This is a genomic window from Microbacterium sp. UBA7513 (genome assembly GCF_002478345.1).
Classification (GTDB): domain Bacteria; phylum Actinomycetota; class Actinomycetes; order Actinomycetales; family Microbacteriaceae; genus Microbacterium.
Genome location: NZ_DLNJ01000029.1, coordinates 71,474 through 92,353, shown reverse-complemented (window position 1 = coordinate 92,353; position 20,880 = coordinate 71,474). Strand labels below are relative to the sequence as shown.

Annotated in this window: 20 protein-coding genes, 1 tRNA gene and 1 pseudogene; 16 read left to right on the top strand and 6 right to left on the bottom strand. The window is 65.9% G+C overall.

All coding sequences use genetic code 11. The features are described 5' to 3' along the window. The first annotated feature begins 48 nt into the window (after positions 1-48). Positions 49-2,100 (top strand): SGNH/GDSL hydrolase family protein, encoded by a 2,052-nt coding sequence (locus B2W79_RS15530; protein ID WP_292791012.1) that lies wholly within the window; start codon positions 49-51, stop codon positions 2,098-2,100. A gap of 99 nt (positions 2,101-2,199) precedes the next feature. Here B2W79_RS15530 and B2W79_RS15525 read toward each other — a convergent pair whose 3' ends face one another. Then, positions 2,200-2,682 (bottom strand): hypothetical protein, encoded by a 483-nt coding sequence (locus tag B2W79_RS15525; protein WP_292791009.1) that lies wholly within the window; start codon positions 2,680-2,682, stop codon positions 2,200-2,202. Between the two features lie 255 nt (positions 2,683-2,937). Here B2W79_RS15525 and B2W79_RS15520 point away from each other — a divergent pair, with 255 nt between their 5' ends. Beyond that, positions 2,938-3,621 carry a uracil-DNA glycosylase family protein gene (locus B2W79_RS15520; RefSeq protein ID WP_292791006.1) on the top strand — a complete coding sequence of 228 codons (684 nt, stop codon included), beginning with the start codon at positions 2,938-2,940 and terminating at the stop codon, positions 3,619-3,621. Here the strand turns inward: B2W79_RS15520 and B2W79_RS15515 are convergent. Both B2W79_RS15515 and B2W79_RS15510 read right to left on the bottom strand, forming a co-directional pair. Next, entirely contained in the window at positions 3,615-5,054 is a 1,440-nt protein-coding gene (locus tag B2W79_RS15515; RefSeq protein WP_292791004.1) for a hypothetical protein, read from the bottom strand. The genes B2W79_RS15520 and B2W79_RS15515 overlap by 7 nt on opposite strands. Next, entirely contained in the window at positions 5,051-6,544 is a 1,494-nt protein-coding gene (locus B2W79_RS15510; protein ID WP_292791001.1) for a hypothetical protein, read from the bottom strand. The genes B2W79_RS15515 and B2W79_RS15510 overlap by 4 nt, the downstream gene beginning before the upstream one ends. Before the next feature lie 202 nt (positions 6,545-6,746). On the opposite strand from B2W79_RS15510, the gene B2W79_RS15505 reads away from it, so the two are divergent. From B2W79_RS15505 to B2W79_RS17675, 14 genes and pseudogenes are all read left to right on the top strand, one after another. Further along, complete coding sequence (locus B2W79_RS15505) at positions 6,747-6,950, top strand: hypothetical protein (protein ID WP_292790999.1); 204 nt, start codon at positions 6,747-6,749, stop codon at positions 6,948-6,950. After that, positions 6,947-7,774, top strand: coding sequence for a hypothetical protein (locus B2W79_RS15500; RefSeq protein WP_292790996.1), 828 nt, complete (start codon positions 6,947-6,949; stop codon positions 7,772-7,774). Before B2W79_RS15505 ends, B2W79_RS15500 begins: the two co-directional genes overlap by 4 nt. A 17-nt stretch (positions 7,775-7,791) precedes the next feature. Then, positions 7,792-8,298 (top strand): hypothetical protein, encoded by a 507-nt coding sequence (locus B2W79_RS15495; protein ID WP_292790993.1) that lies wholly within the window; start codon positions 7,792-7,794, stop codon positions 8,296-8,298. Positions 8,299-8,434: 136 nt separating this feature from the next. Further along, a complete protein-coding gene (locus B2W79_RS15490) occupies positions 8,435-9,211 on the top strand; it encodes a hypothetical protein (RefSeq protein ID WP_076690573.1) in 777 nt (258 codons plus the stop codon). After that, entirely contained in the window at positions 9,208-10,290 is a 1,083-nt protein-coding gene (locus B2W79_RS15485) for a hypothetical protein (RefSeq protein ID WP_292790991.1), read from the top strand. The genes B2W79_RS15490 and B2W79_RS15485 overlap by 4 nt, the downstream gene beginning before the upstream one ends. Beyond that, the gene (locus B2W79_RS15480) at positions 10,287-11,009 is read left to right on the top strand and encodes a hypothetical protein (RefSeq protein ID WP_076690571.1); all 723 of its coding nucleotides are present in this window, start codon (positions 10,287-10,289) and stop codon (positions 11,007-11,009) included. The genes B2W79_RS15485 and B2W79_RS15480 overlap by 4 nt, the downstream gene beginning before the upstream one ends. 164 nt (positions 11,010-11,173) lie before the next feature. Next, positions 11,174-11,851: an MT-A70 family methyltransferase gene (locus B2W79_RS15475; protein WP_292790989.1), complete on the top strand. Its 678-nt coding sequence runs from the start codon at positions 11,174-11,176 to the stop codon at positions 11,849-11,851. Between the two features lie 54 nt (positions 11,852-11,905). Then, the gene (locus B2W79_RS15470) at positions 11,906-12,079 is read left to right on the top strand and encodes a hypothetical protein (protein ID WP_157127933.1); all 174 of its coding nucleotides are present in this window, start codon (positions 11,906-11,908) and stop codon (positions 12,077-12,079) included. Between the two features lie 160 nt (positions 12,080-12,239). Then, entirely contained in the window at positions 12,240-12,479 is a 240-nt protein-coding gene (locus tag B2W79_RS15465) for a hypothetical protein (RefSeq protein WP_076690569.1), read from the top strand. Beyond that, a complete protein-coding gene (locus B2W79_RS15460; protein ID WP_292790982.1) occupies positions 12,472-14,622 on the top strand; it encodes a type IV secretory system conjugative DNA transfer family protein in 2,151 nt (716 codons plus the stop codon). The genes B2W79_RS15465 and B2W79_RS15460 overlap by 8 nt, the downstream gene beginning before the upstream one ends. A 205-nt stretch (positions 14,623-14,827) precedes the next feature. Then, positions 14,828-15,628: a replication-relaxation family protein gene (locus B2W79_RS15455; RefSeq protein WP_292790979.1), complete on the top strand. Its 801-nt coding sequence runs from the start codon at positions 14,828-14,830 to the stop codon at positions 15,626-15,628. A 152-nt stretch (positions 15,629-15,780) separates the two neighbouring features. Continuing rightward, positions 15,781-16,101: a hypothetical protein gene (locus B2W79_RS15450; protein ID WP_157127932.1), complete on the top strand. Its 321-nt coding sequence runs from the start codon at positions 15,781-15,783 to the stop codon at positions 16,099-16,101. Then, positions 16,098-16,922: a hypothetical protein gene (locus tag B2W79_RS15445; RefSeq protein ID WP_292790976.1), complete on the top strand. Its 825-nt coding sequence runs from the start codon at positions 16,098-16,100 to the stop codon at positions 16,920-16,922. Before B2W79_RS15450 ends, B2W79_RS15445 begins: the two co-directional genes overlap by 4 nt. Before the next feature lie 340 nt (positions 16,923-17,262). Then, a pseudogene (locus tag B2W79_RS17675) lies at positions 17,263-18,525 on the top strand (recombinase family protein); the annotation flags it as partial. A 15-nt stretch (positions 18,526-18,540) separates the two neighbouring features. Here the strand turns inward: B2W79_RS17675 and B2W79_RS15440 are convergent. From B2W79_RS15440 to gltX, 3 genes are all read right to left on the bottom strand, one after another. Next, entirely contained in the window at positions 18,541-18,729 is a 189-nt protein-coding gene (locus tag B2W79_RS15440; RefSeq protein WP_292790972.1) for a hypothetical protein, read from the bottom strand. A 451-nt stretch (positions 18,730-19,180) separates the two neighbouring features. Beyond that, positions 19,181-19,255, bottom strand: a tRNA-Gln gene (locus B2W79_RS15435). A 100-nt stretch (positions 19,256-19,355) separates the two neighbouring features. Next, positions 19,356-20,861 (bottom strand): glutamate--tRNA ligase, encoded by a 1,506-nt coding sequence (gene gltX / locus B2W79_RS15430; RefSeq protein ID WP_292790969.1) that lies wholly within the window; start codon positions 20,859-20,861, stop codon positions 19,356-19,358. Positions 20,862-20,880: the final 19 nt, after the last annotated feature.

Genomic DNA, 20,880 nt, shown 5'->3' with positions numbered 1-20,880 from the left:
CACCCGCCTTGACACTTTCCGGTTGCGGACGAATCGATTACAACCTCGATGCTCGCTGATGATGCAGTCACTATCGAGAAGTTGAAGAATGCAGGCGCGTCAAACGGGCCAGCGATCCTCGACGGAACCGGAACACTACTCGCGACTACCGTTCCAATGCAGGCGGTCGCGGACTCAACGGAACTACAGACCACATACGGGATCCCGCTGAAGCTCGCGGGGGCGTGGTGGGATGTTGTGTTCGCTGCTCCGGCAGCGGAGGACGTGCCGCAAATTTCGGTCGCCACAGCATCGACCTTGTCGGGCACGACGATCGCTCCAACTGCGGACATGGAGTTCGATCCGCACTTCCGCTACGACGGATGCATCGGTGTGACCTCTCCAGCCGTGGGGTGGGTTGCCCCGGCTCCCTCCGCTGTCGGGGTGCAGTACTACTGCAATGAGGAGTTCGTCACCGACGCGTCAAACTCAGTCGTCGAGATTCCGGTCATGACCACCGCGGCTGGCGGCAAGATCGGAGTCCGTGTCCTAATCGACGGGAAGCCGCACGCGGTGGAGCTTCAGCGGTTCTCGATCGGAGCTCTAACCACCTACTACGTGAAGATCGCATTCCCTACTGCACGGGCGCGGCGTCTGCTGGTGGAGGTCGAAGGCATCGCGAGGGTAGGTGGGGTCGTCGTTCCGACCGGGCAGACCGTGTACCGGCCAGAACGTGAGATCCAGAAACCCATTGGCATCCTCGCTGATTCCTTCGGCCGCGGTGCCGGGTGGTCGACGGGAGGCGCATCCGGCCTAGAAACGTTCGGCTACTACCTTGGACGGCTGCTTGGCGCGGACCGCCTCGTGAACTTCTCGATCGGCGGCACCGGCTGGGTAAGCGCGGGTTCTGCACAGCCCTTCGGAACACGTACGCCAGAGATCCTTAGCTCCGGGGTGACTGCCCTCGTCGCCCTTGGGTCCCGCAATGACAATGGCGCGGTGTCGTCAGTGTTCGCTGCGGTGAGAGCGGCGCTCAGTCAGCTCCAGACAATCCCGGCTCTTTGGGTGGGGGGTCCCGCACAGTCTGCATTCGCCTCCGTGAACGCAGAGGTGCGTCATGCTGCCGCTGCGGCGTCGCGGTCGTTCATCGACGTGCTCGATGTGATTACTCCCGGTGAGCGTACTTGGACTGATGGAATTCACCCATCGCACGCCGGGCACGTCGAACTGGCGAAGGCGTTCTACGCAGGTATCGATACGCGTAACTACGAGGCGAAGGCGGCGGCAGCGGCGGCGGCGCGTTTTGCTCCGGACCTGACACTGACCGCGTCGCCGAGCACCGCCCAGGCAACGGGATCGCAGGTCATGTTAACGGGGACCTTATCCACCCATCGTGCAGGACGTATCGCGTTCCTCGCCAACGGTGTGGAGATTGGTAACGCGAACGTCACGGCAGGCGTCGCGAACGTTCAGACGTCGACCCTCACGGCCGGGGCGTACACGATCACGGCTCGGTTCGTCCCCCAATCTCCATCGCTAGTGAGAGCGGTCGTGTCGAACTCGATGAGCTACACGATCTCGGCGAATCTCGGCTTCACAGCCGGGTTCGACACTGCACAGAGCCCCGTCACGGCCACGGACAACGGCAAGCCATACACCATCTACGGGCTCGGGACCTGGGACGCGAGCAGTGGAAAGCTCATGAACGCGGGAGTGACATCCGGGCTCGCGGCGATCGTCGCTGACGCAGGTACCCCGAGCGGGGCATGCTCAGTCACCATCAGCGGAGCAACGGTGAACGCAGCAATGCTGCTGCTCAGGTACGTCACCCAAATCAACCACCTCCGACTCGCGGTGCAGAGCGGACAAATCACGCTGCAGCAAGTCATCAGTAACGCGACCACAACCCTCTACACCGGCACCGGCGGCGGGTGGGCAGCGGGGGACGTCATCTCCGTGGTCTTGTCCGACGACACGATATCGGTCAAGAAGAACGGCGTGAGTGTCCCGGGTCTTACGGACGTGACTGTGTCGCAGTTCAACACCGCGACCAAATTCGGAGTCGGCCACTACAGCTCCGGGGTAGGCGTCACATATGACAATCTCTCATTCGTCGCGTAGGGCCATCGCTCGGAGCATGAGAAGAGCCCGCCGAGCGACGGAAGTCGCCCGCACGGGCTCTTCTCCTTGTCGCTCGAGGCGGGCTCGAGGATGTGGCTCTCACTGGACGGTCATGCCGCCAGCAAGTGTGCCTTGGCTGACTCGCGCGAAGTACTGTAGTTGCAGCCCTCCGCTGAGTCTCGCGTTTCCGTCCACACGCGCCTCGTGGTTGAGTTGCACACTTCCACGAAGTATTGCCTCGCCACCGACGCTTGAGTCACCCCGAAGGGTGCAAGCGTCACCTACGACAGCGCTGTCTTCGATCACTGCTCGGTCGAAAAGACGAACAGATCCGACCACGATTGCGTGATCTTTGATAATCGCCTTCGGGGCGACGTAGACGGACGCTGCCACGTGCGCCGTGAGAGCCACAAGGCCGCCTCCGTTCTGATGGATGCGGTATTGCTCGGTTCGGACGTCGACAATGTCTTCGCCCCGATAGATCGTCCATGGCCCAGAGCGCGGGCTCGTCTCAATGCTCATTTTTCTCCCCCAGTAAATTCGGGTTCCCAGTTCCTGCGGTTGCAGGAGCGACAGCATCACGCGCCGCGCATAGTCGCGCCGTGGTGGTGCCGCCGCTCCCGCACCCGGAAGACGGGTGAGAGAGCTATCCCGAACGCTTCGAGCCAGGCAAGTGGCGAGCGTTCTGTTGAACGTGTCGCCAATCAGAAGCGAACTTCAACTACCCTGCACTATCGCATATTTGTTCGAATCTGTCAATACCTGTTGGTGTCTCGCCGCTCACCTCCCACGCTACTGCTGGTGCTTATGGTCTGATTCTCGCGGTACGTTCCAGGGGTGAGTGAGCGACCATCGGACTTCATTGCCGCGACCGGACTGCGCCGGGTAGTCGCCGGCTCCGCTGACGTCGAGATCGAAGAGCTCATCGTAGCCGGACTTGCAGTGAGGTGTATCGTGACGACGTCCGACGGACCGCTTGTGGGTTTTCAGGAGCGCGCCGTGTGGATGGGAGACCCGATCCTTACGCTCGCGGATCTTTGGCCCGATAAAACGAGAGCCATGATCGTGGGGCTTAACCCCGCCTCCAAAAGCGTCGAGATCGGACACTACTACCAAGGCACCTCCGGGCGACGTCAGCTGCTCCGATTGGCCAACGCAGGACTGTTCCAGATGCCAGCGCAAGGCACGTTCTTCGAGGAGGCGGCATTGACCGCGGGTGTCGGGTTCACCGACTTGGTGAAGCGTCCGACACGTGGCGAGGGCGACCTCGCACCCGCGGAGCTCGCACGTGGTCGCGCGTCACTCATGGATGCGCTTCGTGCCCGTGAGGTGCCGCTTGTCGTGTGTGTCTTCCGGCAGCCCGCCGACGCGGTCATGGGTACGAAAAGCACCGTGGGGTTCCAGGCGACGCCGACACCGTGGGGCGGGAAGCTCTTCCGGATGCCGGGTCCGTTCGATCGTGCCGACCGTGTGGACTCGCAGATGCAGGCATTGAAGGACGCGTTGCGAAGCGCTCAGTAGAAGATCTGGCCGACGTCTTCGTAGTCAGGCTCGTCCGGTGTTCCCTCACGGACTGCGATCCTCAGATAGCCGCTACCCCCAAGCTCGAAGAGGTAAGGCTGACCGAGCGGACCGCTCGGATAGGTGCTCCAAAACGGATATGCCACGCCGCCGGGCTCGACGCACTCGCCGGCCGAGCCGCCCCATCCCTCGACGGCGACGTCGGGCCCGCCGGAATGAAAGGTGCACCAAGCACCATTCACCAATCTCAGGCCTACCGGGGAGAGTGTCGGTTCGGAGCCGTCGTCATTGGCGGGCTGCACGGGCGCCAGGATTCGGTATGTCGTCCATGTGTTCGTCGACGGATCTCCGCATGCGGCGGTGTTCGCGTCCTGGCTCAGGAAGCAGTCCGCTCCGGTCTCGCACTCGACGCGGTCGGCGCGGAAGGCGCTCTGGCTGCACCACCCTTCGAATTGCTCATTGGCGTCATCAGCCTGGAGAGCGGGGTCGCTCCACGGATCGACCCGCACGAAGGCAGTACGGGACTCAGTCTTGGGAGCCGGACGCGGCGCACGGAATGCGTCGGCGACAGTATCCCGCACTGTCAGATAGTCCGCGCGAATCTGCTGCGCTTGGTGACGAATCGTCATGCGCGTGTTGTCGGAGGTCGGCAGACAGACACCGCCGGCTTGCATGGAGCTCGCGACGTTGCAGAAGAACGCCGTGGTGCCATCGCTATTCAGTCCTGCGACCACGCGGAGCGTGCCTCGACTGGGCAGACCTGGCCAAGCGATCGAGGTGCCATCGGATGACGCCCCTTCGATCGGAAGCGAGACAGGCGCCCCGTCAGCGTGTGCGCGAATAGTGCCGTCGAACGCGTAGTCACCTTGGATGAGTGCGCCGAGGCCGAGGGGTCGGGGGCTCTCCACGGTAACTGTGGCGGGAACCGGCCCGTCCGTTGTTGGGGTCAGCGCGTGAAGCCTCCCTTGAGCGTCCTCGTCGAGTCGGAGCAGGAGAGGAGCCCACTCAAGCTCGCCGCTCCCCGGTTCGTCTGCGGGGAGCGCCGGCGTGCCGCACTGAAGAATAAAGCCCTCGCGCGGCTCGGAGAAGCGCCCATCTGCCGTGAACGAGACGGGGAGCGGCTCCGCCGATGTGGAACGCAGCAACAGCGCCTGTGGGGAGGGAAGCAGCGAACCGTGTTCCGAGAGCCACGCGGAGAGTTGAGCACCGCATTGGGACTCGGTGCTGCCCTCTGCGTCGAGTTCTTCGAGCGGCGCCGACAGCGGAACCCAATACGCAACGTTCGTCGCCTTCCCGTCTCCGGATACTGCCGGGCGCCCCTCGTTGGTCACGAGTAGCGAGGTCTTCGCGGCAAGGAGCACGCCGATGACGACAGCCACGGTGATGACGACACCGATGCCGGCGAAGACAACTATTCGCAGGCGACGCGTCATCGATCACCCCAGAGATCGTCGAGCGCGGTTCGAAGACTCGCGACGGAGCAACTCGGGAGGGCAGAGCCATTGACCGTGCAGAGGGGTTCGTCGTCCGGGCTTGGAAGGGTGTACACGACGGTCTTGTCGCTTGGCATGCCGTGCCAATCGATCTTGCGATCGCCGCCGCCCTCCAGCGCCGGAACGATCAGTCGCGATGAACTGCCCCCGGGGGGGATGACGTCGGCGGTCAGAGTGCCGGTGAAGTCGTGCTCGCCGCTGGGGACGACCATGATGCCACTGGTCTCGCCCTTGGGCATGTCACGCCAGAAGTAGTCACTCACCTGCGAAGTGTTCTTCAGCGTCGCGACGGCGTCCTCGTCGATATCGAGCGCGAGTACCGTCCAATCGATTCCACCGCCCTCCCCGCCGCCGCTGCACTTCACGATCAACCCAGGCTTCGCGGGCGACACGGTACCGCGAGAGGCGACCTCTGTGAGCCCGATAGTGTCGCCGCTGACGTTCCGCACGGTGAAGTAGAACGCATCCCTGTAGACGCCATGCTTCTGGAGCCACTCCCTCGCCGCGGGGTCAGCGCATCCATCCGTCGCCGCTTCGAGCTCCTCGAGCGGCGCAGAGGCAGGCACCCAGAATGCAGTGTTGATCGTCCACCTGGGTGGTTTGCTCGCGACTGATTCAATGGTCGCAATCGGCGCCGACGCCTCAGCAGCACCTTCGGCCGCGCCGGTGATGCCGTTTGCGAGCAGAATCCCCGTTGTCACGACCGCGACCAGCACCGCAGCCCCACCGGCCCACAGGAACGGTTTCGTCCAGCGCGGGGCTGAGAGCGCACCCTGCGCCTCAGTGAGCGCATGCGGCCGCTCCTGGGGGTCGGGGAGAATCGGAAGTCCAGCGGCCGTGGCCTCCGCGATCACGCGCTGAAGCGTGACGGTATCGTCGAGCGTCCGACGTAGGGATGCAGCGATTGCCGGACTGATCGCCCGTCCCGTACTGGTTTGACCCGGGCGGACGGCGTCCCGATTCGTGCCGAGCCGCGACGCGCGCGCGGCGTACGCCTGGCGAAGCGAAGCCGACGATCGGTACTCGGCGCCGGACTGCACGTTTGCCGCCTTGAGCAACGCCTGCGGGGAGATACCCACAGACCGAGCGAGCGCGCTCAAGTCGCTGTAGGGAGCTGGCTGATCGGGAGCCGCGGGGTTACGGCCCGCAGCGATGAGGTGAGACGCCGCGACCAGGAGGGGCCGCTCCGCTTCGGGAGCATCACCCGTTCTCGTGATTGCAAGACGAAGCAGCTGCCACGCGATCTGCTTGTCGAACCGCACGTCGCGCCGGGGTGCCGCTTCATCGAGGCGATCAGTGATTGTGACGAGCAGGACACCCGACAGGTCGTCCGCGTTCGGGACGCGGTTGTTACGGCCGACGCGTACACCGGATACGACGACGTCCTGGATCGCCTCCGCGAGCGCTCGGCCGTCCTCGTTCGTCCCCATGAATCGAACGTTAGCGGCTGTAGGTCGTAGGCCTGAAACCGGCACTCCTGCGACGACGCCGTGCCCCAGCTCTCCCCACATTCGCCCCAGGTCGCATGCCCTCACCAGCCGTGGCTGGGCCCCAAGTCTGGTCGTTGCATTCCATCTGGGGCGGAGTGATGTGGGTGGTGTCAGCGGCTCTCAAGCCTCGAAGGGAAGCCCCGTGAACACCACCCAGCCCGACCCGATTCCGCACCTCATCGCGGCCGTCACGGAGCTCGGCTTCGCGCTGCGCGACCTCGACGCGTCGCGCCCCGCGCTCGTTCCCAACGCGCCGCTCGCCCAGGACGGCGCCGAGTATGCCGACGAGATCGAAGCGCTCCTCTCGCTGATCGTGAAGCGCCTTCGCGGGGAGCACCCGAAGTGACCGGCCGCGGAGTCTCCGCCCGCGCGGACGAGCTTGCCGCACGCGAATCGGAGTCCGGTCAGGGCGCCTTCACCGCTCTCAGCGCGCTGGTTGCCCGTATCGCAGAGGAAGTCTGCGTCCGCAACGAATCGCAGCTCGCGGGTCTCACGGGTGCCTTCCGCTCACGCGTCGTCGTCGTGCTCGGTGGTCGAGCGCTCGGGCCCTACGGCTCGTACCAGCCGGAGAAGTGGCAGCTGGACGAGCGCGCGCTTGACGAGATCCACGTCAACATTGGCGTGTTTCTCTTCGCGCAGATGGAGGCGTCCGCCCGTGCCGAGGAAATCTTCGACACGATCTGTCACGAGCTGGCGCACCTCTACACGCGCGTCACCGGCCAGCGCGGCACCTCGGGACGAGGCAACCGCTACCACAACCGCATCTTCGCGCGCATCGCCGTGGCCCTCGGACTGCGGGTCGAGAAGAGTCCGCGCTCCTACATCGGTCACATCACGACCGGCCTGTCCACGTTGGGGTGGGAGCGCTATAGCGACCTCGTGCTCGAGCTGGAACAGGCTCTGCGCCTGCTCCCAGCCGACCAGCAAGGGCGCCGCGCCTCCCTCGCCCCGTCCGCCGTTGTGGCCACGGTCTCCGACCCCGTGCCGGCGACCGGGAAGTACGTGTCCGCGCAGTGCGGGTGCCGTGATGAGCGTGGCCGGCCGCGGACGCTACGGATGGCGCGCGGCTGGTGGCTCGACGGCACCGTCGGCTGCAGCCTCTGCCAGCAGGTGTTCATCGAGTCTCCGCCCACCCGGACGAGCACTACCTCCACCACCCCAACCCACTAACCGACGAAGGAGACCTCATGTCCACCATCCCCAGCGCACAGCTCGCGGCGATCACCCGCCTGGAGTTCGCGTCCGATGCCCTCACGAAGGCGCTGCGCGCCGTGCAACACCCCGCCCTCGAGTTCGCTGGCGGCGCGATCGTCGCCCCGCCTGGCATCAAGCATCTCGGCCAGATCCGCAGCACGCTGCAGGCCATCGAGTGCACCTTGCGTCAGTCCGATCCGACCACCTACGGGGACAAACCGGACTCGCCGCCGGAGACCGCGCCTGACTCGTCGCCGTCGACGGAGAGTCTCGGCCTGACCGCGGTCGGCATCCGGCTGCTGGACGGCGTGATCGTCAGTCTCGCGGCGGACCTCCGCAACGCGATGACCCGGGCTCGCGCCCAGCTCCGTCTGCTGCCCGAACTCCAGGGAGACCCGGAGCGGCTCAGCCAGGTCCTGCGGTCTGCGCTGCGCGACGGCAGTCGGTTGGGCCGCCGCATCTTCGAGGCGCTCAACAGCGACGACAATGCCGACGCCTGAGCGTCCTGACCACGGCCGCAACGGAACCGGCCCCGAACTCAGAAGCGGGGTGGCTCAGCGCCAACTGAGCCACCCCTTGTCATCGCGAAGTACCCATCCCATCACCTGCAACAGATCAAAGGAAGAAGGACATCCCATGACCCCTCAAGTATCGCGTCGCACTCGTCGCGTCGGCATCATCGCCACCGCCATCGTGGCCAGCTCGGTCGCCCTGACGAGCTGCACCGGCCACGCGCCCGGCGAACTCGGTCGCCTCCAGGCGACACTCGCCAACTGCCCGGACCGGCCGCTCAACGCGCTCAACCTCAGCGACGGCTCCGGCACGACGCAAAGCGCCGAGATCGCCCGGGAGTACCTCGCCACGATCGAAGCCGACGTCGAGAGGGTAGCCGTGTGCGGTGGGCACCTCAGTGTGTCCGCGTTTGGCACCAACTCCGTCACCGCTCCCATCTACGACGGAGACCTCGAGGCTGCCGGGAGCACCGACATCGCCAAGCTCCGGCGCGTTCCGGACATGGTCGAGGAGGTCATGGCCGAAGTAACCAAGAACTACGCCCCGGCCGTAAAGCTCCTCCCCGAGGGCGGGACCGACGTCACCGGACTGTTCCGTCTGCTCGGTGAAGCCCGCGACCTGCGGCCCGACATGGCGCTGCAGGTGACCCTCAACACGGACGGGCTCACCAACCAGGGCATCGTGATCGACCACACCCTCACGGAGGCCGAGGCGACCGCGCTGGCGGACACCGTGGCCGTCCCGGATCTCTCGGGAGCGAGCATCTCCGTGGTGGGGATCGGCCGGACCACCGGCGACCCCCTGCCGAGTGACTTCATTGCCGGCCTGAAGGCCTTCTACACGCGGCTGTGCGCTAACACCGATGCCGCGAAGTGCCTCGTCGTGACGGATGGGCGGTGAGTGGCGTGGCACGCGACATGGACTCCGAAGCGGCTGCCCTTCAGGCGGAATCGCAGGCTGAGCAGATCGCACTGCAGCCCGTCGATGAGGCACGCGCCGTCACCCGGCCGTCAGAACTCGGCGAGACCTACCTGGAACTGGAGCGCCGCGCACTGGAGGACGAGCAGCCGCCGCTGTTCGACGCCACCGGGCTGGAAGCCTGCCGCGAGGCGGCGAAGGAAGCGGCGGGCCTCGGGCCCGCTGCCTCCGAAGCGGAGCGGCTCATCGAGGGGCACCTCCCGATGCTGACCGCCGCGGAAGGCCGGCACACTCGCGCCCACGACGCCCTCGGGTCGTTTCGGCGCCGCCCTCCCGGCGCGACGAAGTGGCACTACCTCGCCAAGACGGGGCTGCTCATCGGCGACGTCACGACGCTCGCTGGGTCGTTCATCTGGCTGGGTGAGGAACCTGTGCTCGCGACCGTCATGGCCGTCAGCGCCGCGGTCGCCACGGTCACTGCGGGGCTGTCCGGAGCGGAGGTGCGCGACGTGCGCAGCCGCGCGCGGCGCGCCCGTCCTGCCGAAGAGCTCACGGAGGCGCAGCGAGAATACGGGCACCTGTTCGAGCATCCCGATAAGGGGTGGCCGTTCGTCAAAGCCCTGAGCTGGGTGTCGGTGACGGTCGCGGGCACCATCGCGGCCAGCATCTTCGCGCTCCGGGCCAGCTTGGAGGATCCGCTCGTCGGGCTGGTGTTCGGCGGCATCGCGGCGGCCATCGCCGCGGCCAGCTGGATCGAGAGCTACATGTACGCCGACGACATCGCGGACCTGCTCGACACGACCGAGAAGGACTACCAGCGCGAACTCGCCCGCCACGAGACCCTCGCCGCGTCTGCTGCGTGGCGAACTCGAGAGGAAGCGCTCGTCGAGGCGGACTCCATCACCGCGGAGCACACAAAGCGCGGAGAGGCCGCAGCACATCACCTGCGGTCGCTGCGCTACGGAGTGCTTCGCAGGAATCCGCAGATTGTCGGGCACGGAGCGGCAGCCGAGCCGACCGCGATCGGGCAGACGGCTCGTCGGAGCGGGGGTGCGAAGTGACCCTGTACATCCAGCCCTCCGGTTTGCTGCCCGGTGGCGTGCTGCCGCTGCACACCGAGCGCACCGTGCGGGAGCCCTATGTCGAGCTCGGGTGGCCGGGTCTGGACCCGAAGCGACCCTGCCTGGACATCCTGATCTTCGACGACTCCGGCTCGATCATGGCTCCGCACGGTGCGGACCCTGTCGGCAACCGGTTCGAGGAAGCGCGGCGGGCTATCAAGCTCGTCGCGTCCTGGGCCATCAGCGACCGGTCGAAGATCGCGATCCTGCACTTCGATCACCCTCACGGGTCATCGGGTGTTGTCGCGCTGAACGACCGGCAGCTCGGGAAGAAGCTCGTTCCCTCGTTGGAGAGTCCCGGTGGACCTGGGATCAGCGACCTCAGCCCGAGCCTGACGGAAGCGGAGCGGCTCGCCGAGGCCTACCCAGACCACGACGTGCGGATGACTCACTTCACGGACTACGAGCTGACCGACCACGATCCTGCCGCCGTGCTCTCCCGGGTCACGAGCTTCCCCGGTCACGTCCACGCGGTTGTGCTCGGCGGGGTCACTCCGCCGGACCTTGAGTCGGCTGACAACGTCACGGTGACTCCGCTCAGTCCGGGTGACCCGCCTGGCGCGTTTGCGGCGGCGATCCACCGATCGCTCACGTCGACTCGTCGGGCGTCTCGCTACTCCGTGCTGCACACCCCGCACGGGAAGCACGTGCTGTCGTGACCAAGTCCGAGCGCGAGCCCAGTTCCTGCCTGCACCAATCGCAGTCGCTGCAGTGGCGGACTTCGCCTCCGTCACGCCGCGATCGGCGCATTGACATCTCGACTCGACCCGTTCTTACTCATCCGTCCGCCCGCCGTAACCACGGGCGAGAGAGGAGGCTCATCATGACCACCACTACGAAGACCGCAGCAGCGCCCCCTGCGGCGGCAGATCAGGAGATCGCCGCTTCGCTGCAGCGCTACGGCGTAATCGCGGCAGACCCGCCCTGGGACGTGCAGCAGAAGGGAAGCTTCGGAGCCGACCAGCATTACGACCTCATGACCTTGGAGCAGATCAAGGCCATGGGCCCGGCGGTCCAAGCCCTCGCCGAGGACAACGCCCACCTCTATCTGTGGGTGACGAATGCGACGCTCCGCGTCGGCTACGACGTCATGGAGGCGTGGGGGTTCATCCCACGCTCGCCACTCACCTGGGTCAAGCCGCGCTTTACCCTCGGCAACTACCTGCGTAATGCCACCGAGCACGTCCTGTTCGGCACGCGAGGCAAGGCGCCGGTGCAGTTCCGCAGCCAGCCGACCTGGGTGTTCGCGCCGCTTCAGGAGCACTCGGTCAAGCCGGACGAGTTCTACGCCATCGCGGACCGTGTCTCCGGGCGGGACACGAAGAAGCTGGAGCTGTTCGCTCGGCGCCGCCCGCCCGCGCCGAACTGGAGCGTGTGGGGCAACGAGATCGAGAGCGACGTCTCGCTCGCGCCGTGGGGCTACCCGGTGCCGAGCGACTACGCCCGCCAGGACGACGGCGAGATGACTCCCTCCGTCGGCGACGGAGAAGGCGAGGGCTGAGTCGTGTTCGGACACGGAGACAACGAGCCCGGAGACGAGAGACCGGAGACGATCATGCAGAGGTTCTTCCGCGGCTGCCTGCTGGCCCTGGCCGGAGTGATCGCGCTCTGGCTGGCGCTGCATCTCCTGGCGCAGTTCTGGGGGTGGCTGCTCCTGGCGGCCGCCCTCGCCGGGCTCATCTGGGCCGCCGTCTGGTTCATCCGCTGGCAGCGGGACAGGCGGTGGTGAGCATGAACACGTTCACCTCTGACCGAACGATGTGGAATACACAACAGGGATTGACAAAAGACCGGGTCTACTTCATAAACGGTCATCCGCTCTGCGCTCCGGAGGCCTCCGCAGCCGCCGAGCCCGTTCTTACCAATCCGAACCCGAAAGGAGGTGAATCATGACCCACCACACCGCCAAGCGTCGCTCGTACCGGCGCCGAAATCGGCACGTTTATGTGACGACCATCCGGGGCGACCACAGCCCGGAAGCGATCGCTCTCGTCGTCACCAACATCGCGCTCTCTGGAGCCCAGCGTGAGGTAGAGGCTCGCGCCGACTATCAGGCGCGTCTCGCCCGCGAGCGAGCCCTCGAAGCCCCGCAGTGGCAGACCGCCAGCGAAGGGGCCGGCAATGCCTGACCCCTTCGTCTACACCCGCCTGTACCTGCCGCGACCGCTCGACGGCGCCGCAGTCACGAACCTGCTGGCCCGTTTGGCCGGACCGGACATCCCGCGGCCCCTCGCGTTCGAAGTCCGAGCGGGCGACGACGGCATCCAGTACATCCTGGGCTGCACGCCGACAAGCGTCCATCAGCTCAAGCACCTGTTGCGTGGCTTCGTGCCCAGGATCATTTACGGCAGCGCAACGCGTCACGCGGCTGCATCGGCCGGACGCGTGGAAGCTCGTCAGCAGGGACTCCCGCCCGGCTCCCCCGATCCCGAGATCGTGACTGCCAGCCTGTACTCCGCGCTGGCCTCGCGGAAGCAGGGCGAGACGGTCGCTCTGCAAGTCCTACTTGGACGAGCCCAGGCACCCCGTGCGCTGCGCCAAGGTCATCCGGACCCGCTCCAACCAATTGGGTCCCGACTCTGGCACGGGGTGAAACCGGCCGTCTCCGACACGCGACGCAAGCTCCAAGACCATGCAGGCGAGGCCAGGTTTCAGGTCACACTCCGCATCGGCGTCAATGCCGCAACCCCAGAGCGGCGCGCGGCGCTGGCTCGTGGCCTGTTCGGCAGCCTGCACGGGCTCGCCGCGATCGGCGTGAAGCCGAAACTCATCCGCGAGAGCCTCGACAAGCTCAACCGCGCCGTTTCCTCCGGGACGCGACTCGAACTCACTGCCGCCAACCTGACCGCCCTCCTGGGGTGGCCACTCGGCCAAGCTGACCTTCCCGGCGTCGACCCGCTCCATCCAGTGCGTCTCCCGGTGCCAAAGGCCGTCTCGAACAGAGAAAGCGTCTTCGCCGTCGGGACCGCACCCGGGCCGGAGCGTCTGATAGGGCTGACCGCTCAAGCGCGCACCAGCCACGCGGCGATCCTCGGGCCGACCGGTTCGGGAAAGACCGAGGCCGTCTTGGTGCCCTGGCTTCTCTCCGACGTCCGCGCCGGTCGGCCGGTGTGCTTCGTCGACCCGAAAGGGCAGGGCGTCGAGTACGTCCTCGACCTGCTGACACCCGAGGAAGGCGAACGCGTCGTCTTGTACGACCCGGCAGATCCCGAGGGCACGGCCGGGTTCAACCCGCTCGATGCCCGCGGACGTGACGCGTATGCCGTCGCCGACAGTGTGCTCGCCGTCTTCAAGAGCGTCTTCGCCAGCGGGTGGGGGCCAAGGACGGAGGACATTCTCTATGCCAGCGTGCTGACGCTCGCCATTGACGGACAGCGGCGACCAAGCCCGCACACGCTCCTTGACATCCCGAAGCTCCTCACGGACCCAGCGTTTCGCCGCACAGCCACGCCGGCCGTGGCCAGCGAGCCAGAGATCGCTCGGTTCTGGGCACGCTATGAAGCGCTGAAGCCGGCCCAGCAGGAAAACGAGATCGCTGCGCCGATGAACAAGCTCCGACGCTACCTCATGCGGCGCGGAGCGACCGCCATCCTGGGGCAGGCCGATCCGCCTTTTCGGCTCCGTGACATCTGGCAAGGCGACCAGATCGTGCTGGTCAGCGTCAACGAAGCGTTGGCCGGCACGGAGACCGCACAGCTCATCGGCGGGCTCATCTGCGCCGAGGTCTTCATGTCCGCCCAAGAGCGCGCCAACGAGAAGAACCCGAAGGAGCGACCCGGCTTTGTCTACGTCGACGAGGTGAGGAAGTTCCTCAAGCTCCCTGTGCCCCTTGAAGCGGCCCTTGAGATCTCACGCTCGTACGGCGTCGGCTGGGCGCTGTTCGGACAGGGCTTCTACCAAATGGGCAGCGAGCTCGCCGATGCCATCGAGATCAACACCAAGAGCAAGGTCATCTACGCCACCAGCGCGAAAGAGGCCAACCGAATCGCCAGCTCGAGCCCGGCGCTCTCCGCCGCAGACATTCAGGAGCTGCCCCAGTACGAGATCTACACCACCCTGCTGACGAGCCAAGGGCCGAGCGGCTGGATGTCCGCCCGGACGCTGGAACCACCGCCACGTCTCGGCCACGGCCGCTCCATCAAGACAGAACTCCAGAAGCGACAAGCTGCCGCCGCAGCCGCTCCCCCGAGCGCCGACCCGTTGACAACTGCAGACCCCCCGCCCGCGGTCTCCTCGAGCGCGTCGTCGCCAGTGAAGCGGAGGCGCTCATGACGGCCGTGCGAGCGACTTTCGGAAGTGGGGGAAGTGCGCGAGTCGATGCGCCAGTCGCAGCTCCGTCGTGGTGCACCAATCGGCCAGCTTCCGGCCTCATCCCGCCCATTTGGGATGGGACTCCCGCTCATTCGAGCGGTGCAGGCTCGGCCCAGCAGGCTCAACCTGGAGGTGCCCGATGACCGACACCTGAACGCCCACCAAGGTGCGCTACCTCGAGAGCCTGCTCACTGAACGCGACAGCCAGATCCTCGCCGACCTCGAACGCTTCCGAGCACTCTCAACGCGACTCGTCCAGCGGCTGCACTTCCCAGCCGGACCTCACGGCCTCCACGCCACTGCACCGACCGCAACCCGTCTCGCCAACCGTGTCCTGCTGCGACTCGAAGCCCACGGCTTCATCGCCCGCATCGACCGGCGCGTGGGCGGACCACTGCGAGGCTCCGCTGCCACCGTCTGGCACCTGGCGGCAACTGGCGAACGGCTCGTCCGAGCTCGGCGCGGCGAAGCAGGCAGGCGACGATTCGTGACGCCAAGTCGCGACTTTCTCGCTCATACCCTCGCGGTGGCCGAGTTCGCCGTCACCGTCAAGGAGGCAGAGCTGGGCACCGTGCTCGACGTCCTCGAACTCGACACTGAGCCCAGCTGCTGGCGACCGTTCCAGAGCGCGCTCGGCGTGGTGACGCTCAAACCCGACCTGTTCCTGGTCGTGGCCAACTCCGATGTCGAAGCACACGTCTTCGTCGAGATCGACCGCGGCACCGAACACCTGCCCGCCGTGCTCAAGAAGTGCCGCACCTACCAGCAGTACCGGCAGAGCGGCATTGAGCAGGCGAGGAGCAGTGTCTTCCCGGCTGTGCTCTGGATCACTCCAGATGCCGAACGAGCTCGCAAGCTCCGGACCGCGATTCGAAGAGAGACCGACCTTCCGGTCGACCTCTTCAGCATCTGCGCGGAGGCCGACGCACTTCCTGCGCTGCAGAGCTTTCTCTCCATCACTCACTAACTGAAAGGACGACCCCATGTGCATGTGCCCTGACTGCCTCAAGCGGTTCACCACGAAGCGAGCCTGGCTCGAACACATGTACCGCTGCACGGCTCCGAAACGCTGACGCGCTTCCTGAGCCCCATCACCAACTTCACGAAAGGAGGTTCATTTTGACCACTTCAAGACATCAGATTCCCTTCAACTTTGACCCCGTAGTGCCGGCCTCGCTCGACCAGGCCGACACCGCACTTCAGATCCTCGACGACTGGAGCTACGGCGATACGACCGTCGCCGACGAGGGCATCGCGCGGCTCCTCGCCGCGACCCTGCACGACGGCCCAGGCACAGCGCTCGAACGCTTTGCCGCAACCGGAGAACTCGATGCGGAGGCCGCCCTTCGCGAACTCGGCGACGCCTCAGTCCCACCCGAGCGTGAAGGGTGGGTCGATGCGCTCGGCCGCTACATCATCACGAAAGGAGGCCGATCATGAGCGAACACGGATCGCACATGACAGCAGAAGCCCGGCCCTCGCCGGAACGCGCACGCCCTGACTGGCGACGACTTGTCGTTGCCCGAGACCGCTTCCTCACTCCGATCGCAGACGGCATCGCCCAGGCGACCGCTGAAGGTGAGGAGATCGACGAAGGTACCGCTCGCTGCATCGCGCACGCCTTGGGACGCGCCTACGGCCCGGGCAGCGCCCTCGCCACTTTCGGTCGCACCGGAGAAGGCAACTACCTGTCGCTTCGCGACGAGTACCTCGACCTCTACGGCGACGAACAAGCCGACGCGGTGACCAAGGAGATGATCGACTGGCTCGGCACCTACCTCGTGCAGAAGGAGAACACCGGCTCCGGCCGGCGCTTCATGAACGAGCACCTGCCACCTAAGCTCGACCAACTACTGGTGCGTACAAGCGTGCGGGTCGGGGACGGGCGATTCATTGTCAACGTCCCTGCCAGTTGGCACAGCGGCCACGAGGACGAGCTCATCGAGCTCCTCACCACGCTCCAGCTCGACCAAGACGAAGCACTCCAAGCTTTCCTGTCACTTCCTGACGTCAGCGTCGGCACCGACGACATCATGGAGAGCTTCCACGAAGCCTTCGCCGGAACCTTCCAGTCCGAAGAGGCGGCGCTCCGCGCGCTCAGCCCGCTCGAGGACTGGCAGACCAGCCTCGCGGACTGGTGCATCGACAACGGTCTCGAGCCGGAAGCTCTCGACTGGAACTACGAGCCCCTCATGGCCCGACTGCGCGAGGTGTACGACGTCGTCGAAGGGAAGGAGGCACTCCATGTCTTCAACAAGTAGCGATGCTTGGCGCCCGCAGAGCACTCACCACGCTCCTCGACGGGGAGGTCGGACGCTCACAAATCGCCGCATCCGGATATCGCCTGAGCGCCGCAACACGATCGAAGTTCACCACCTCGGTCGAGCGCTCCTGCGCCTCGCGCAAGAGCAGTACGACTCGGGCGCGGGGTCAACCGCTGCCCCGCACCCAAGCCCTCCTGAGGCCCCTGAACGGCCACACGAGGCCCCAACGCGTGCGAGAGCGCCCATGGGTGCCACAAGGCCACCGGGCCGCCCAGACGGGCCGGCGGCGTAACTCGCGGCAGCACGATCACCGACATCAGGAGCAACGGAGGTTGCCATGACAAGCGATGACGACCGAAGCAATTTCTACAACGCCCGGGCGACACCGGTGGGCCCGCCCGAAAGCCCCCGGAGCGCCGAAGAGGGGCTGGACTTCGAGGGCCAACAGAGGGTTAATCCGGAGGACCTAAACGGAGGGAACCCACTTATGAGCCCACAAAACCTGGGAATCGCAAGTCCGGAGGCACCCGTCAACTCACTTGACGGGCTCGAACACCTGTTGAACGCGCACACGGGGCGAGCGCCCGAGGGCGGTCACACGGGCCTCGCTCAGGCCGTCGTCTACCTGCGCGTCTCGACCCCGCGGCAGTTGCACACGGCTGCGGACATCGATGAAGACGGCAACAGCATCGCGACCCAGCGTGTGGAGGCATTGCGGAAGGTGCGCGAGCTACGGGCGACGGTCGCGAAGGAGTTCGTTGAGCCTGGCCAGTCAGCACAGACCATCTCAAAGCGCACGGAGTTCAAGAAGCTCCTGCGCTACGTCGATGAGCACCCTCAAGTGAAGTACGTCGTGATCTACATGCGCTCACGCGTCTTCCGAAACTTCACCGATGCAGCAATCACCAAACGCCAACTACTCGAAAAGGGTGTGCGGCTCATCTCGGCCAAGGAAGAGTTCGGCGAGGGCTACATGGCTGACGCGATGGAGGCCATCACCGACATCATGAACGAAGTCCAAGTCCGTATGAACGGCGAGGACGTCAAGGTGAAGATGGCCCACAAAGTCGAGCAGGGCGGCACGGTCGGACGCGCCAAGCTCGGCTACCTCAACGTCCGCAAAGACTTCAACGGCCGACTCGTGAACACGATCGATGTCGACTTCGAGCGGGCGCCGCTCGTCGCGTGGGCCTTCGAGCAATACGCCACCGGGCGATACTCAATCTCCCAAATGACGCACATGCTCGAAGAGCGCGGCCTCACGACACGCCCCTCACCGTCCCGACCTGCTCAGGCAGTGAGCCGCAGCCGCCTCGCGCTCATCCTGCGCAACCCCTACTACACCGGTGTCATCCGCTACAAAGGCAGCCTGTACGTCGGCAGGCACGAGCCCCTCGTCTCCAAGGAGACATTCCTGAAGGTGCAAGAGGTGCTGGACCACCGCAATCGCAAAGGCGACCGCGACATCGTCCACTTCCACTACCTGAAGGGCCTGCTCTACTGCGGGCCGTGCAAAGACGCTGGCCGCACCAGTCGGCTCGTGTACAGCCAGAACGCCGGCAACGGTGGCACGTATGAGTACCTCGTGTGCACGGCTCGCCAACACAAGGAGTGCTCACTGCCGTGGCTTCGCGTCGAACAGATCGAGGGCGAGGTCCTCCCCGTCGTCGCTGCCGAAGCACTGTCTCCGGACGCGATCGAAGACATCCGCGATGCGGTGAACAAGTCGATCGCGAACATCCTCGCCCAGGACCGCGACGTCAAGGCCCAGCTCACGAAGCAACTCCGCAAGCTCGAAGCGCAAGAAGAGCGACTCATCGAACTCGCGGCGACGGGCTCACTGCCCATCGCCAAGATCCGTGAACGAATCGAGAAGACCACCCTGCAGAAGGAGGCCGTGCTCGAACAGCTCGAGGTGACAGCCGACCGCCTGCAGTACGGAACCGAGACGGCGCTCGCGTACATCGACCTGCTCAGCGACCCCGGCGAGCTCTACAGGCGAGCCTCAGACACCGTGCGTCGCGATTTGCTCACCGCGTACTTCGACAGCATGACCGTGCGGGTCGAAGACAGCCGCGTGCACGTCTCAGGCGAGCGGCGGGCGATTAGCAATCGGCTCCGCGAGGTCGGCGGCGAGATCGCTGTTGCGGAAGGGCAGAACAACCAGGGAAAAACAGAAACTCCCCGCTCGCGAGCGGGGAGTTCAGTTCGTTCCACAGTCAGTTCATTTGACCATGGTTCGATTAACGTTCGTATGGCTGGGGTACCTGGACTCGAACCAAGAACAACTGAACCAGAATCAGCCGTGTTGCCAATTACACCATACCCCAAGGGCGAAACCGGAGCCTCGCACCGAGAATCAAGCTTACCCGAGCGGCGACCGATCACCAAAACCACCGGTGCCGTGTCGCCGCTCGGGCGCGTCGCGGATCAGTTCGCGAGGAACGCCGAGAGCGCGCGCAGGCGGCGCAGCGACTCGTCCTTGCCCAGCAGCTCCATCGACTCGAACAGCGGCGGCGAGACGCGGCGCCCGGTGATGGCCACACGCGGCGGCCCGTAGGCCACGCGCGGCTTGAGCTCGAGGTTCTCCACGAGCGCCGTCGACAGCGCCTCCTGGATCTTCTCCGGGGTGAAGTCCGTGACCGGCTCCAGGGCGGTGACGCAGGCGTCGAGCACCTCGGCGGCGTTGGCCGGCAGCCCCTTGAGCGCGTCCGCGTCATACGACACCTCGTCGCGGAACAGGAAGCCGAGCATGCCCGGCACCTCGCCCAGCAGCTGCACGCGCTCCTGCACCAGCGGAGCCGCACGGAACGCGAGGACGAGCTGCTCGTGGGTCGGCTCGTCGAACAGGCCGGCCGCAGCGAGATACGGCACCGTGCGCTCGGCGAAGTCCTTCACGTCGAGCATGCGGATGTGGTCGCCGTTGATCGACTCGGCCTTCTTCTGGTCGAAGCGGGCCGGGTTGGGATTCACGTTCTCGATGTCGAACGCGGCGATGAACTCGTCGAGCGAGAAGACGTCGCGGTCCGGGCCGATCGACCAGCCGAGGAGCGCGAGGTAGTTCAGGAGGCCCTCGTGGATGAAGCCGCGCTCCCGGTGCAGGAACAGATCGGCCTGCGGGTCGCGCTTGGAGAGCTTCTTGTTGCCGGTCTCCCCCAGCACGAGCGGCATGTGGGCGAACCGCGGCACGAACGTCGTCACACCCGCGTCGATGAGCGCCGCGTAGAGCGAGAGCTGGCGCGCGGTGGACGGCATGAGGTCTTCGCCGCGGAGCACGTGGGTGATGCCCATCAGCGCGTCGTCGACGGGGTTTACGAACGTATACAGCGGCACACCGTTGGGGCGCACGACGACGAAGTCCGGGAAGGAGCCCGCGGGGAAGGTGACCTCCCCGCGGATGAGGTCGACGTACGTGAGGTCCTCGTCCGGCACCCGCAGGCGGAGGGCGGGCTGCCGACCCTCGGCGCGGAAGGCGGCCTTCTGCTTATCGGTGAGGTCACGGTCGAAGTTGTCGTAGCCGAGCTGCTTCGCGCGGCCGTTGGCCTCGTTGCGGGCGTCGATCTCCTCGGCCGTCGAGTAGCTCTCGTAGAGCGCGCCCGTCGCGAGGAGCTTGTCGATGACCTCGCGGTAGATGTCGTGCCGCTCCGACTGGCGGTACGGGGCGTGCGGGCCGCCGACCTCGACGCCCTCGTCCCAGTCGATCTTCAGCCACGTGAGCGCGTCGACGAGCTGGCGGAAGCTCTCCTCGCTGTCGCGGGCGGCGTCGGTATCCTCGATGCGGAACACCATCTTCCCGCCGTTGTGCCGGGCGTACGCCCAGTTGTACAGAGCCGTGCGGACCATGCCGACGTGCGGCAGCCCCGTCGGGGAGGGGCAGAAGCGGACGCGGACGTCGGCGCCGCTGGCGGTCGTGGTGAGGGGATGCGGAGTAGCCATAGCCCTTCGATTCTACGGG

What these genes read in the sequence shown, in the direction of transcription:
- gltX (WP_292790969.1), bottom strand. Translation starts at nt 20,861, where the DNA reads ATGGCTACTCCGCATCCCCTCACCACGACCGCCAGCGGCGCCGACGTC.
- B2W79_RS15510 (WP_292791001.1), bottom strand. Translation starts at nt 6,544, where the DNA reads ATGGGGACGAACGAGGACGGCCGAGCGCTCGCGGAGGCGATCCAGGAC.
- B2W79_RS15470 (WP_157127933.1), top strand. Translation starts at nt 11,906, where the DNA reads ATGCAGAGGTTCTTCCGCGGCTGCCTGCTGGCCCTGGCCGGAGTGATC.
- B2W79_RS15490 (WP_076690573.1), top strand. Translation starts at nt 8,435, where the DNA reads ATGACCCCTCAAGTATCGCGTCGCACTCGTCGCGTCGGCATCATCGCC.
- B2W79_RS15495 (WP_292790993.1), top strand. Translation starts at nt 7,792, where the DNA reads ATGTCCACCATCCCCAGCGCACAGCTCGCGGCGATCACCCGCCTGGAG.
- B2W79_RS15465 (WP_076690569.1), top strand. Translation starts at nt 12,240, where the DNA reads ATGACCCACCACACCGCCAAGCGTCGCTCGTACCGGCGCCGAAATCGG.
- B2W79_RS15460 (WP_292790982.1), top strand. Translation starts at nt 12,472, where the DNA reads ATGCCTGACCCCTTCGTCTACACCCGCCTGTACCTGCCGCGACCGCTC.
- B2W79_RS15475 (WP_292790989.1), top strand. Translation starts at nt 11,174, where the DNA reads ATGACCACCACTACGAAGACCGCAGCAGCGCCCCCTGCGGCGGCAGAT.
- B2W79_RS15445 (WP_292790976.1), top strand. Translation starts at nt 16,098, where the DNA reads ATGAGCGAACACGGATCGCACATGACAGCAGAAGCCCGGCCCTCGCCG.
- B2W79_RS15515 (WP_292791004.1), bottom strand. Translation starts at nt 5,054, where the DNA reads ATGACGCGTCGCCTGCGAATAGTTGTCTTCGCCGGCATCGGTGTCGTC.
- B2W79_RS15530 (WP_292791012.1), top strand. Translation starts at nt 49, where the DNA reads ATGCTCGCTGATGATGCAGTCACTATCGAGAAGTTGAAGAATGCAGGC.